Genomic DNA, 12,781 nt, shown 5'->3' on the forward strand with positions numbered 1-12,781 from the left:
CCATAATATCGACAAAAATATGTATATAGTTTAGATAGATGGCGATATATCTATTTGATATACGGTTCATTTTCTGATTAAACATATAAGAATTATAAGAAATAAGATATCCGCCGAAAGGTTGAGGGGACCTTAGGTGGTGTTGTGCGCCTATCGGCGGATATTAGGCGATGGATTGTCGGATAGCGCTGTCATCTCATGTCGAGATGCAAATGGTCATCCTGTGTAGTGAACATGCTGAAGCAGCAGCTTCCAGTAAGCGTCATTCGCGTTCCAAATGTCGGGCTGCTCTGGAAGCGTAACCGCGCATACATGCTTATGCGGCCAATGGTCTTCGATTAATGTGGGCACTGGATTGTGGTTGACCAGCAGCACATGAAACTCGCCTTTGACGGTCTTCTTGAGCGCTTGCTCCAGCGCTAACGCTTCGTCGGGCAGCCCGCCCGTCCGGATGAATAAGATACGTCGGCAGCTTGCCATTTTGTTCAAAAACCGTTCGATTCTTCGATCCATCTTCGTGCGGAATGCGTCGTAATCCGGCCAATAGCCTGCGCTGTTGCGGCTTAGAGGGAAGTCGTGCACGATGATCATGCCGTTGGCGACATCGCGCAGCAGCAGGAAGTAGCCTGCCGTACCATGATAAACGAGGTTGTGGCGGAGCCCAAAATCGCTGAATCGATTGTTAATCATCCGATTCACATCGGATAGGCGGATGACCTCTACCCAGTCCAATACGCCGGTGTAGGGCCGAATGCCATTGCGCTCAAGCTGGATCGCTGGCAAGCAGTTCAGGCCTAGGCTGAATATCGCGTCATATTGGCCGGATATCTCTTTTAGTTCCATTCGAATGTCCTCGCTTTCCATCTAGCAGTTACCCTATTCTATGTGCGCGATTGTTCGCCCGTACGGGCTGCCTTGACCAAGCATAAGATAGAGGGAGTAACAACCGGAAGATGGATGGAATGATAGGAGGCTTTCATAGACGATGATGGAAGAGGCGGCATTCAAGCTAGACAAAAGCCAAGTCGTCCCTTTTTTGCTTACGGATTGGGAGGTGCCGGCCGCGACGCTTACGCTGAAGACGCAGCGGCGGAACACGCGCATCCGCCTTACCTTTGAAATTGGATGGAGCAAGCCAGTGACAGCTGATTTAGGAGAGTTCGAGGTTATCATTCGGGAAGGTTCCTCTACCGGCAGAGAGGTGTTTCGAGGCTCGGAGATGTGCCATTGGAATGCGCTCATGCAGATGGACTGCGAGCTAGTCGCTCCAGTTGCCGGAGAACATTCTTATTGGTTGAATGTGATGTCTGACGGGCGGCGTGCTATTATCAACGGCCCGATCGTGTTTCATGCCGCTACGGTATCCTAACTTCGGAGTCTAACATATTGGAGGAGGTTCTCTATGAATACGAAAACGACGGTTTTAAGGCTGCCAAACTACCCGCATCCTTATGCGATCAGCTCGAACTCAGCGGATATGATACTGGCGGGCATCGAGAAAAACGGCGGTTATTATGAACCGCACATCATGAATGTGCTTCGCCATATCGTAAAGCCGGATAGCGTGTGCCTTGACATTGGAGCCAACATTGGCGCGATATCGCTTGGCATGAGCACTTATGCGCCGCAAGGCCGTATTTTTGCATTCGAGCCATCAGCGGTGAATTTCAACTACTTGTCCCATAATGTGCAGCAGAATGGGATTCGCACCGTGGAGCCGGTGCAGCTTGGCGTATATGATCGCAACACAAAGCTGCAGTTTTCTTATATTGATTTTGGCGGCGGTTGGTCGCATATTACGACGGAGCATGCGGAGCGCGGCATTCAAGAGACGGTCCAATGCGTTCGCATTGACGATTGGGCGAAGAAGCGGGGGCTTTCGCGCGTGGATCTGATTAAACTCGATGTGGAAGGGGCTGAAGTGCCTGCACTGCATGGCATGGCCGGAACGATCGGGAAGTTTAAGCCAGATCTGATTGTGGAATTCAATCCTGGCGCCCAGCAAGTCATTTTTCAAGAAAATCCACAAATTCTCTATAATACGCTATGTGGATTGTATCCTAATTTGTATATTATTGACTTTGATTATACCGTTCCGCGTTTAGTTTCCTTCGAGCAGCTCATGAGCTTGTTCCATAGCGGGCGTGAAGTTGTCGATATTTATTGCACATTCAAGGGTTGAATCATTTGAGAATGATGAGAAAACGTCTGAGAATGCTCTAATCTTTTCCAAAAACTGATCTGTGAATTTACAAGTCCCCCCGTGTTACGATGTTGGCGTCGAAGAGAACGGATGGCACGAGCTTCCATTCGAACGGCCAAATAACCGGATACGGGGAGGATGTACATGAAAAACATGCTACTGGTTCGCAAAACGGCAGCAGTTGCACTTATCGCAGGAATGGCGTTCACGGGAATTGGGGCAGCAGCCCACACCGCTTCGGCGGCGGTGCCAGTGACGGCTTCATATAAAACCATCACGATTGGCAGCCCGGCCCAATTGCAGCAGATAGCCGCACAATTCGGCATTACGCTCGACTGGAACCAGATCTGGAACGGGGGAGGCGCCGTCACCGTGACGAAGCCAAGCACCGGGACGAGTACGGGGACGAAACCGAGTACAGGAACAAGCACAACGACGAATGCGAGCGCATTTGCGCAGCAGGTTGTAACATTAGTCAATCAGGAGCGCGCTAAGGCCGGTCTGGCTGCTTTATCGACGGATTCCTTGCTGGCAACGGTCGCAACGGACAAAGCGAAGGATATGTACAATAACAACTACTTCAGCCACACGTCGCCAACTTACGGCTCTCCATTCGATATGATGCGGGCCTACGGCGTAAGCTATTCGTATGCTGGCGAGAATATCGCGAAGGGTCAGCGCACACCGCAGGAAGTTATGGCGGCTTGGATGAACAGTGCTGGCCATAAAGCGAATATTTTGAGCAAAAATTTCAAAAAAATCGGCGTTGCGTATTACAATGGCGAATGGGTACAAGAATTTACGGGTTAACATCAAACTTAGCCTAGCCCGAGCCCGTTAATTGAAATGGCCTATTAACCAAAAGAGTTAAGCTTCAGCAAGCGCTATGCGCGATCTATATGCTGAAGCTTAACTCTTTTTTTATTTAGGATAACAGCCCTAACATCTGTAGGCGCTGCCTCATCGCATGGCCAGTGCTAAGCGGATGGAAACGGACACTCAAGGAATGGGCGGCCATCGCGCCAAGCCGCTCGCATGCGGCTCGGTCGCTTGCAAGCCTGTGCATGAGCTCTGCTGCGTGGCCGATGTCAGGCTCAGCCCAATAATTGCCGGCTTCGTAAGGGCCAATCGTACGTGTAATGGGCGTAAGCGTGTAGCGAACAGGGCAACCGGCACCATGCTGGACCAGCTCTGTGCTGCCGGACCAATCGGTTGCGATGGCGGGCTTTCCTCGTGCCATGGCTTCCGCGATGCCGAGCCCGAATCCCTCTGCCCGATGCAGCGACACATAAGCATTGCACGCCGCTAGCAAGCCGCCTGTTTCCTGGCGGGTCATTCCGGCTTCAATATAATAGACGTTGCTGCTGCCGAGCATCCGTTGCTTGAGCCGTTCGAGCTCAGCGCTGCTGTTATGCGCGTTATTGACTTTGATGACAAGCCCGACGGAAGGGTTGTGGCGGCCGAACGCTTGCAAGAACGCCTCCAGTGTGCCAAGCGGGTTTTTGCGTTCAATAAAGCTGTACGTATCAAACATGGTGGCAAATAGGAAAGGCTCTTGCGGCAGGCCGTAATAGAAACGCCCGGGACGGAAGCCATCATCGGGCATGCAGCCATAAGGCATCGTGATGACGGGGAGAGGGCTTTTCGCTGCGATGGCTTCTCGGACGAAAGCGGACGGCGTCCAGATTTCTTGAAAGTATGGCCAGTAATTCGCCCACTCGTCTGGAATCGCATTAAGCTCCCAATGCCAATAGCCGACCGTATATTTACGCTCGACTAGGCGATGGCCGTACCTCGCGAATACGTGAGGAAGCATATCTGGATTGAATTGCAGGATGGAGCAGCGGTGCAACGGCTCTGATTGTTCAAGCGACACGGTGGAGAGGTCGGTTGTACGGTTCAATGAGAGCGCATCACAGGAAACGATCGAAGTGGGGACGTTGGCCGCAAGAAGCGAAGCGGCTTGCAGCCGGCACGCTTCTCCGACGCCGGACTCAGCTCGGCTGAAACCAATAAGCTGAACGCCGGGCATCCCTTCATAGAAGGGAGCCGGCGGAGGCTCTATCGGCTGCTGGAGAGCCGAAGCCGGTTTCCGCTGCTGCAACCGCGCCTGCTTCCGCAGGCGATGGCTGCGCTTGGAGCCAGCATGGCGCCGTCGAACAAGCTTTAGTGAGCCTCCCGTACGCGAACGCTTTGCCCGGCCATTCCCATTCCGTTTGCTTGTGGAAGCCAGCGGGTGCTGCTTTCGGCGATGCGCCCTCATAGCCCTGCAAGGCGGCCTTTCATTCGAGCTGCCGAATGATCCCACGTAAACTGTGACTGCATATCAATTGCCGCGCGCCGTCCTCTCTCCGCAGCTTCTTCGCGATTGGCAACGACATGCTGCATCAAATGGGCAAGATGCTCGGCGTCCGGCTGCGCCCAGTTGAAACCATGGTAGTAGACACAGCGCGCTTCGGCTGGAATTAATCGTTCAACACGGAGCGGATAGGCGTTCGATTCATTTATAAACTCGGTCTGGGCGCTCCAGTTCGTCGCAATGACGGGCAGGCCGCATGCCATAGCTTCCATGATTGGCATCCCCCAGCCTTCCCCGCGAGTAGGAAGTACGAAGCAGTCGGCTGAACGGTATAAGCTGCCCATCCAAGCGGATGGGATTTTATCATTATGAAGGACGAGAATCCGCTCGGCGGCTGCCCCTAGTTTGAGCTTGCGTATTTCGGTTGGAACGTCAAAGCTCGGATCATTGTTAATGATTTTGCATACGAGCAATACATCGTCCCGGTGGGCGAATACCCGGGAGAACGTCTCCAGCAGCAGCTCAGGCGCTTTGCGCTCTCCCCATTCGAACACGGAAAGGAACGTGAATTTGTCCGAGAACCGTTTGCTGCGAATGCCCGGATGGAAATAATTTGTGTCTACGCCCAACGGCATCACATGGATCGGAACGGTAACGCCGCTGTTTCGGAACGTTTGCGCATTGAAATGCGAAGGGACCCATACTTCATTCATGCTGTTGCTTTGGGCGACCCAGTCATGCGGCAGGCCATCCACTTCGAGCATCGTATAGCCGATTTTATAGCGGCCTTTATTTTTATAGAAAACGTCGCCTTGCCCGTATACGACCTCGACAGCCTCAGGCGATTGGGTACGCTGCTTGAACAGGTTGACCCGCATATCAGGGCCAGTCTCAGGCTCTTCGAACGGCATAGGCGTGCCAGGACCATAGACATACTCGTAGTTGACCTTCAGATGCTGCCGCTCCAGGCCAAGCATTAAGTTTTTGGATGTCTCCGTATAGCCGTACAGCGGCAAATGAACAACGGAACGCCAATTGAGCGGCCGTTCGTATCTCATTTGAAGCAGGTTTTGCCATTTGCTCCGGAAAACCTCACGCGATTTATTGTACATGTCCCAGAAGTCCACGCCGTTCACGCGTGTTGAAGTATTGTGGTAATGATGAAGGGTGACGCGGCCGTCATTGACGACACGGTAGCCAGCCATGATCGCTTTTAGGCAATAGTCTGTATCCTCAAAATAGGAGAAGTAGTCTTGATCGAGGAAGCCGATGCGCTGGATCAATTCCCGCTTCAGGTAAGCGCAGGCGAATACGATGCCCTGAACATCGCGCACGCCGTTATATTGGCGCACGTCTGGTTCTTCTCCGCCGATCTGCTGCCCGCTTAAATTGTCAGGCAAAATGTACGTGCCTGCATGATGAAGTGAGCCATCAGGCCCGCGTAGCCGCGCACCGACGATGCCGATATCGCGTGAGCGATAGGCGGTCTCCTGCAGCTTGGACAGCCAGTCGCCTTGTTCTGTTAGGATATCGTTGTTGAGCAGCACGATATCGCTGTCGGGGCGTGCATAAGGCAGTGCAGCGTGGTTGCCAGCGACAAAGCCGATATTCGTCGGGTTAAACAGGGGGCGAATCCACGGAATCGTGCGCAAGTACTCCACTGTTCCATCGGTGCTGCCATTATCGAACACGATCACATCAACTAAGCCGGGCTCCAGCGTTGGGGCCAGATGCTCGAAGCATTTGCGCGTGTAGTCAAGACCGTTCCACGTCAAAATAATAATCGTTACGGGGCGGCTGAGCGGCCGCCTGTCGATCGCGGGAGGATCAACCTCGGTATGGCCGGGGTTGAAGGTTCCGTATTGCGGGTCGCTCTCATACCGGTCCCAGTGGTGGACATGGACAGGGGGCGCTGTTTTTCTCCGCCTCGCATCACGGCGTCTCCTGGCCAGCAAGGCGGCCCTTTTTTTGGATAGCTTCTTCGAAGCGAGCCTTCTCCGCTTGCCCGTAACGCTCGTGCGCGATTTTTTTAATCGCCGTTTGGCGGTCGTGAACCGTTTATGATTGCCCGAGGAGCCGCGCCGTCTTTTCGCTCGGCTCGATTTGCTCCGGCTTAATGCCGTGCTGCTGGTCATGGTCGTCTCTTGCCTCCTTAGCGGGCGCTACTAATCAGGAGAGGTTAGGCTAGTTTGGCGCGCCAATAGTCGAGAAGATCCTGCATCGTTTGTTCAAATGGCACTTCCGGCTTCCATCCGGTGTGCGCCATAAATTTGCTTGCATCGCCGAGCAAAATTTCAACGTCGGATGGCCGCATCCGGGCAGGATCCTGCTCAACAGTTACTTGGACCGATGATAGGGAGAGCAGCAATTGGAGCATCTCATCAATCGTAACGCAACTGCCGGAGGCGATGTTGTAGCATTCGCCTGGCGTTCCTTTCTCAAGGGCTAGCCAGTAGGCGCGCACGACGTCGCGAACATCTGTGAAGTCGCGTTTGGCCTCCAAATTGCCGACGTGGATAACAGGTGGGCGAAGCCCTTTTTCGATTTCGGCGATTTGCTTGGCAAAGTTGGAGGTGACGAAGTTTTCTCCCCTGCGCGGCCCCGTGTGGTTGAACGTGCGGGTACGTACGACGGGGATGCCATAGCTGCGGTAATATTGGTAGCCCAGGTAGTCTTGCGCGACCTTGCTTACGGCATAAGGGCTGAGCGGCCGGATTGGATTTTCTTCCCGAATCGGCACTTCATGTGGATGGACTTCGCCGTACTCCTCACTGGAGCAAGCGATTTGGACTTTGGTGGGGAGGTTGAACCGGCGGATCGCTTCGAATAGATGGATTTGGCCGACGACATTGTTGTGAATGGTGTCGATGGGGGAGTTCCATGATGTTGGGACGAAGCTTTGCGCGGCAAGATGAAATACATAATCAGGGCGTTCCTTCTCCATGAGCTGTTCGACGGAAAGCGGGTCGCGCAGTTCACATTCGACCAGATGGATATCCTTCTGAATATGGGCAATGTGGTCCATGCGGCTTCGCTGGCGAATTGTACCGACGACTTCAACGCCCTCTGCCAGCAAAAATTCCGCCATATGACTGCCAACAAAGCCGCTGATGCCGGTAATTAAAGCTTTCAACTTGACGATCACCTCGAAATAGTAGTAAGCCACTGCTTGAGCCGTGGCTCTTCAGAGCGATGGCACACAAGAAGGCCATAAGGGGTAGAAACGACAATGAGGTCTTGCACGCCGATGAGCAGCGTCTCCGTCTCGGCGTATACCGTATTGCCATCGCTCTCAAGCAAATGAACAGGGCCGTGGGCGACGTTGCCTCGCGAATCCTGCAAGAAATGGCGGCGAAAGGCCGCCCAGGAGCCGATATCGTCCCAGCCGCAGTCTACGGGGACGCAGCGAATCTCGCTCGCTTTTTCCATTACGGCGTAATCAATGGATAACTTCGGCATGCCTGCGTAAGCGGCAGCGATGTTATCGGGGAACTGCTCGAGTTGCTGCCATAGCTTCGGAACAGATGAGGCCATATGGTAAGCAATCGAAGAGGGTTTCCAAATAAAAATGCCGCTGTTCCAATACACGTGAGGCTGCTTAAGGAGCTCGATTGCTTTCTGCGCATCTGGCTTCTCGAGAAAGCGGGCAACCCGGTGCGCGTGGGAAGGTTCGGGTGTGCTGCTTGAGGTGGAGGCCAAAGCGTGCCCTTCTTCTTCCATTGCTAGCTCAATATAGCCATATCCAGTGTCAGGGCGGGTGGGCTGTATCCCGAGCGTTGCAATTGCGCGTGGTTGGCGGGCAGCCTCAGCTGCATGAGCAATGGCTGTAAGAAAGCTAGTTTCGTCAGTGATCCATTGATCGGCGGGAACGAACACGATTGGCCGGTCGTCACCAAAGAGAAGCATGCGATGGGCAACGTAAGCGATGCAGGCCGCAGTATCCTTTTGCTCCGGCTCGACGAAGGCTTGCTCAGGCGGAAGTGCGGGAAGCTGCTCATAAACGAGCGGCATGTAGGCGAGCGGCGCCGCGACAAACAGCTGGTCAACAGCGGTTAATTGGCGAAAACGGTCGTATGTTTGCTGAATGAGCGTAGGCCCGGTGCCGAAGGAGAGAAATTGCTTTGGCATCGACTGTACGCTCCTCGGCCAAAATCGGGTCCCTTTGCCGCCGGCCATAATTACGACGTTTATCGTGATGAGACAACACCTCCAATCGAGGGCATTCGAATAAAACAGTATTCATGCAAATGTTATGCCATTGTATTCAATTGGCATTCGGTCCTGTAACGGCATTTGTACGGGCAGGCGAAGCGCGGGGGCGGCATAAGCCATGATTTACCGGTTTCGGCACTAGGTGCATTGTGTTAATCTATAACGCGAGCCGAAACTAATCGTGCGGGGGAGATTTTTGGAAAAAACGCAGCGTTGATCTGCGTCGTTTCCTCGGGGTGAATCGCATACAAGCAGGCTGGCTTAGCTGCTGCAAAGCGTAGGGTGACTCCTTCATCCGAATCCGACAACTAACCTCGTAGGCGAGACACACAAGGAGGTACTTATATTTTGAATTTCCGTATGGCTATGCCAATGAAAAAATGGGCGCGAACGGCGGTTGCTGCAATAGCTGGCATCACGATCGCGTGGTCGGCAGCGTCTGCTGACGCTGCGACAACGCACATCGCATCCAAGACGACAACGTTCTGGACGTTGTCCCAGTATTACAGCTTGACTGTTCAACAGATTGCTAATGCAAATCCTAAGGTAGATGCAAACAACATTGCAGTCGGCTCAAGGCTCGCCATTCCTACGCCGGACACGGCGAAGGACAATACGGCGGCGATGAAGATGGCATCTGCGAATGACCAACAGCTGATCGCTGGCGGCAAAGCGTATGACGTGGCCAAAACGGTACAAGCTACCGCTACTGCATATACGGCAGCTGCCTCGGAGAATGGCAAATGGGGTGCGCTCGATTACTTCGGCAATTCCCTTAAAGTCGGGACAGTTGCGGTTGACCCTAACCATATCGCTCTGGGCACCAAGCTCTATATCGTCGGTTACGACTATGACGGCTTGCCTGTCGGCGGAATGCTCGCAAGCGCATCGGATATGGGCAGCAGCATCAAGGGCAACCGTATCGATATTTTCGTGCCAGGCACTACGGTGCAAGCGAAAAGTTTTGGCATGCAATATGTCAAAGTCTATGTCCTAAAATCGTAAAAGAACCGGATGAATCGCCCTCTGCCGCGTAACAGCATGCAGAGAGCGTTCATCCGGTTTTTTTCTTAAGGCAGGCTATTATTAATAGCGCTTTCGGCTGGCGGACGTCCCGAGCAGCTCAGGAACGGTAACAAGGTCGTAGCCTTTGGAGCGGAGCAGCTTTATGATTCGCGGAAGGGCTTCAACGGAGCCAGATAGGTCCTGCGTTGGACCGCCGCCTGCATGTTGAAGAATGATCGAACCAGGCTGCAGCGTACGCCTTATGTTTACCATAACCATTGCGCTGCTTAAGCTCCGCCAATCGACAGAATCAACATCCCAATTCACAATAACAAAGCCGTTTCGCTGCGCCCATTGTAGCTGTCTGGGACGGATTTCGCCGTAAGGCGGACGTACGTAGCGCGGGCTGTATCCGACTAGCGCTTGGAGCACATCATCGGTTCGTGTGATTTGCCGGTTAAGCCGCTCCTGTGACAGTTGGGAGAAGACGGCATGCGTGTAGGAATGGTTGCCGATCGCATGGCCTTCACGATCCATCCGTTTCACAAGTGCAGGATAGCGCGCTGCTAGCGAGCCGACGACGAAAAACGTCCCCTGAACGCGATATTTGGCAAGTACATCAAGTACTTTGCCTGTATAGCGGGGATCAGGAACGTCGTCAAAGGTTAAAGCGGCCTTGCGTGTGCTCCTAGGGCCATGCGTAATGAACACGCCGGGATATCGCCTCTCTAGCGCGACCCAGCTGATAACAGGAGCACGGCGTTTCCTCGTACGCCTCGCTTGTGCAGATGCTTGCTCTGATTCGGCTTCGCCGTTGGATAGCAGCGGCCATTGATCCAACTGCGTGCGTGGCTGGCTCGCATGGACAGGCTCACCCTGGAGGGGCTTGGCTATAGCCGGGTTAATGCCAGGCAGCACTAACATCATCGTCAACCCTATGAGTGTTATTCGAGCCATTCGAGGGATTAGCTTGCGCATCGTGTAGGAATTCCCCCTTCGTGGGAACGCGCACACGGATCATAATCAAGGTGCAGTCGCATTCCGTCACCCTTGGTGTTCCCATGAAGGGGGAGGTTCATTCGTGCAGCGTTCCGGTAGGGGGGATTCCTCGCATGCGAGCGCGAAACGCTTCAGCCGTACAGCCGACGGTTTCTTTGAACATTCTGCTGAAATGGGCGGGATGGACGAAACCTGCCGCATGCGCTACCTCAGAGACTGGGCGGGACGCATCGAGCTGCAGCAGCAGCTTGGCTTGATTAATGCGGCGGTTGTACACATATTTGAAAATGGTCGTGCCCGTCACGTCTTTAAATAGTTGCGACAAATAAGGCTTGGTTAAATGCAGCGCGTCGGCGATTTGTTTCAATGTCATTGCTGCTGTGAAGTGTTCTTCGACGAAAGTGATGGCACGCTGAACATGTCGCTCCCGTTCGGAAGCGGGCTCCAACTGCCGCCGCTGCGGCTTGTCGAACCATTCATTAATGGCATAGAGCAGTTCAGCGAACCGAAGGGCGGTCCGCTGGGCGGCGAAGGGCGATCCGCCTTGCTGCACCGCATGCATATCCGAGAGCAGTTTCTCGGCATCTGCCCGTTCTGCGCCGTCCAGCGAAAGCCGGGCATTGCCGAATCGCTCGAAGGGCTCGAGCAGCTTAGCCGTATCATTAGGCAACTGCCGCTGCAGAACGGACGGCTCAAAGTGAATGATTGAGCGTACATAAGGCACTTCAGGCGAAGGGTTCGGGCAATGCAGAGTCATGCCATGCAACAGCAAAATATCGCCGGGGGCAAGCGTCCATAGGCGGTCGCCGACGATATAGGTACATTGTCCGCCATGAAAGAAGTACAGCTCATAGAAAGGATGGGAGTGAAACTGCGCGCCCTCGTAATGCCCGGTGTTGCGATAGGTGAAATCTAAGCCGTTAAGCAAAGCGCTCGACCGGCTCTGACACTTGGATTTGCAGCGCATCGCGCTGGGCAATTAAGCATAGCTCCGCTGCTTTGAACGCATGCTCCTGCGTCATCGCATGTTCGGTTCCATCTAGGCAATCACGGATCAGCTCGCCGAAGAACGGGAAGCCGATCTGGCCGCGAACATCGAATTGGTATTCGCCCTCATGGTTGACGAGAATGACATGGTCGCCTTCCCCTCCGCGGGCAACATCCGTATATTTGCGCAGCTCGATATAGCCGTCTGTGCCGAGAATGACTGTGCGCCCATCGCCCCAAGTGCCAAGGCCGTCTGGCGTAAGCCAGTCGACGCGGAAGTAGCAGGTTGAGCCATTGTCGCCGACAAGCGTCGCATCACCGAAATCTTCAAATTCCGGAAACGCGCTGTTGCGGAAATTGCCCACTTTGCTTGCCGTCACGATTGCATCCCGGCATCCGGCGTAGTAGAGGAATTGCTCGATCTGGTGGCTGCCGATATCGCACAGGATGCCGCCATAGTTGGCTATGCGGTAGAACCAATCCGGCCGGTTGCTGCCATGGCGATGCGGGCCTGTGCCTAGCACTTGAACGACACGGCCAATTGCACCGTCTTGGATGAGGCGCCCAGCATGAACAGCGCTTTCGACATGAAGCCGCTCGCTGTAATACACCATATATTTGCGCCCTGTGCGGCTTGCCGCTTCCTTCGCTGCGGCAAGCTGATCAAGCGTCGTAAACGGCGTCTTATCGGTAAAATAATGCTTGCCATGCTCCATGGCCGTGATGCCGAGCGCGGCGCGTTCAGAAGGCACGGCTGCTGCCGTGATGAGTTGGATGTCTGGATCCAACAAAATTTGCTCCGGCGACGAAGCGGCTTGCGCCTGCGGGAAGACGGCGAGAAACGCTTCGACCTTCGCTGGATCAGGGTCGTACACCCATTTGAGCGTTGCGCCAGCTTCAATTAGCCCGTTGCACTGTCCATAAATATGGCCGTGGTCAAGCGCCATCGCTGCAATTTGGAATTCGCCAGGCGCGCATACGAGGGCTGGCTTCGCTGATTTGGGCGCATAGTTCATGCCGTCTTTATTGCCAAACGTTGCATGTTGTCCATCGTTAGCCATTGTTTGTTCGCGCCT

Annotated in this window: 12 protein-coding genes and 1 riboswitch; of the genes, 4 read left to right on the plus strand and 8 right to left on the minus strand. The window is 54.0% G+C overall.

Features of this window, described 5'->3' with window-relative positions:
• Positions 1-216 precede the first annotated feature (216 nt).
• The gene (locus GON22_RS15505) at positions 217-843 is read right to left on the minus strand and encodes a DUF1796 family putative cysteine peptidase (protein WP_160397010.1); all 627 of its coding nucleotides are present in this window, start codon (positions 841-843) and stop codon (positions 217-219) included.
• Positions 844-985: 142 nt separating this feature from the next.
• On the opposite strand from GON22_RS15505, the gene GON22_RS15510 reads away from it, so the two are divergent.
• The 3 genes from GON22_RS15510 to GON22_RS15520 all read left to right on the plus strand — a co-directional run bounded on the left by GON22_RS15510 (position 986) and on the right by GON22_RS15520 (position 3,013).
• Positions 986-1,369 (plus strand): hypothetical protein, encoded by a 384-nt coding sequence (locus tag GON22_RS15510; RefSeq protein ID WP_160397011.1) that lies wholly within the window; start codon positions 986-988, stop codon positions 1,367-1,369.
• A gap of 33 nt (positions 1,370-1,402) precedes the next feature.
• A complete protein-coding gene (locus tag GON22_RS15515) occupies positions 1,403-2,182 on the plus strand; it encodes an FkbM family methyltransferase (protein ID WP_160397012.1) in 780 nt (259 codons plus the stop codon).
• 165 nt (positions 2,183-2,347) lie between these two features.
• Entirely contained in the window at positions 2,348-3,013 is a 666-nt protein-coding gene (locus GON22_RS15520; protein ID WP_160397013.1) for a CAP domain-containing protein, read from the plus strand.
• A 115-nt stretch (positions 3,014-3,128) separates the two neighbouring features.
• Here the strand turns inward: GON22_RS15520 and GON22_RS15525 are convergent, their stop codons facing one another.
• From GON22_RS15525 to GON22_RS15540, 4 genes are read right to left on the minus strand one after another with little or no spacing between them, the layout of a single operon-like run.
• Positions 3,129-4,466 (minus strand): glycosyltransferase family 4 protein, encoded by a 1,338-nt coding sequence (locus GON22_RS15525; RefSeq protein WP_160397014.1) that lies wholly within the window; start codon positions 4,464-4,466, stop codon positions 3,129-3,131.
• Positions 4,463-6,637 carry a glycosyltransferase gene (locus GON22_RS15530; RefSeq protein ID WP_160397015.1) on the minus strand — a complete coding sequence of 725 codons (2,175 nt, stop codon included), beginning with the start codon at positions 6,635-6,637 and terminating at the stop codon, positions 4,463-4,465. The genes GON22_RS15525 and GON22_RS15530 overlap by 4 nt, the downstream gene beginning before the upstream one ends.
• 44 nt (positions 6,638-6,681) lie before the next feature.
• A complete protein-coding gene (locus tag GON22_RS15535; RefSeq protein WP_160397016.1) occupies positions 6,682-7,635 on the minus strand; it encodes a GDP-mannose 4,6-dehydratase in 954 nt (317 codons plus the stop codon).
• 8 nt (positions 7,636-7,643) lie between these two features.
• The gene (locus GON22_RS15540; RefSeq protein ID WP_202113257.1) at positions 7,644-8,678 is read right to left on the minus strand and encodes a mannose-1-phosphate guanylyltransferase; all 1,035 of its coding nucleotides are present in this window, start codon (positions 8,676-8,678) and stop codon (positions 7,644-7,646) included.
• A 193-nt stretch (positions 8,679-8,871) separates the two neighbouring features.
• A riboswitch (cyclic di-AMP (ydaO/yuaA leader) is annotated at positions 8,872-9,053 on the plus strand.
• 9 nt (positions 9,054-9,062) lie between these two features.
• Between GON22_RS15540 and GON22_RS15545 the strand changes: the two genes are divergently transcribed.
• On the plus strand, positions 9,063-9,719 hold the full coding sequence (locus GON22_RS15545) for a 3D domain-containing protein (protein WP_237179182.1): 657 nt from the start codon (positions 9,063-9,065) through the stop codon (positions 9,717-9,719).
• 81 nt (positions 9,720-9,800) lie between these two features.
• Here the strand turns inward: GON22_RS15545 and GON22_RS15550 are convergent, their stop codons facing one another.
• The 3 genes from GON22_RS15550 to GON22_RS15560 all read right to left on the minus strand — a co-directional run bounded on the left by GON22_RS15550 (position 9,801) and on the right by GON22_RS15560 (position 12,766).
• Entirely contained in the window at positions 9,801-10,697 is an 897-nt protein-coding gene (locus GON22_RS15550) for a polysaccharide deacetylase family protein (protein WP_160397017.1), read from the minus strand.
• 97 nt (positions 10,698-10,794) lie between these two features.
• The gene (locus GON22_RS15555; protein WP_160397018.1) at positions 10,795-11,646 is read right to left on the minus strand and encodes a helix-turn-helix transcriptional regulator; all 852 of its coding nucleotides are present in this window, start codon (positions 11,644-11,646) and stop codon (positions 10,795-10,797) included.
• Positions 11,639-12,766, minus strand: a complete 1,128-nt coding sequence (locus GON22_RS15560) for a Gfo/Idh/MocA family protein (RefSeq protein WP_160397019.1) — start codon at positions 12,764-12,766, stop codon at positions 11,639-11,641. The genes GON22_RS15555 and GON22_RS15560 overlap by 8 nt, the downstream gene beginning before the upstream one ends.
• Positions 12,767-12,781 lie beyond the last annotated feature (15 nt).

Origin of the sequence: Paenibacillus sp. MMS18-CY102 (assembly GCF_009789195.1) — a bacterium.
Lineage (GTDB): Bacteria > Bacillota > Bacilli > Paenibacillales > Paenibacillaceae > Paenibacillus_T.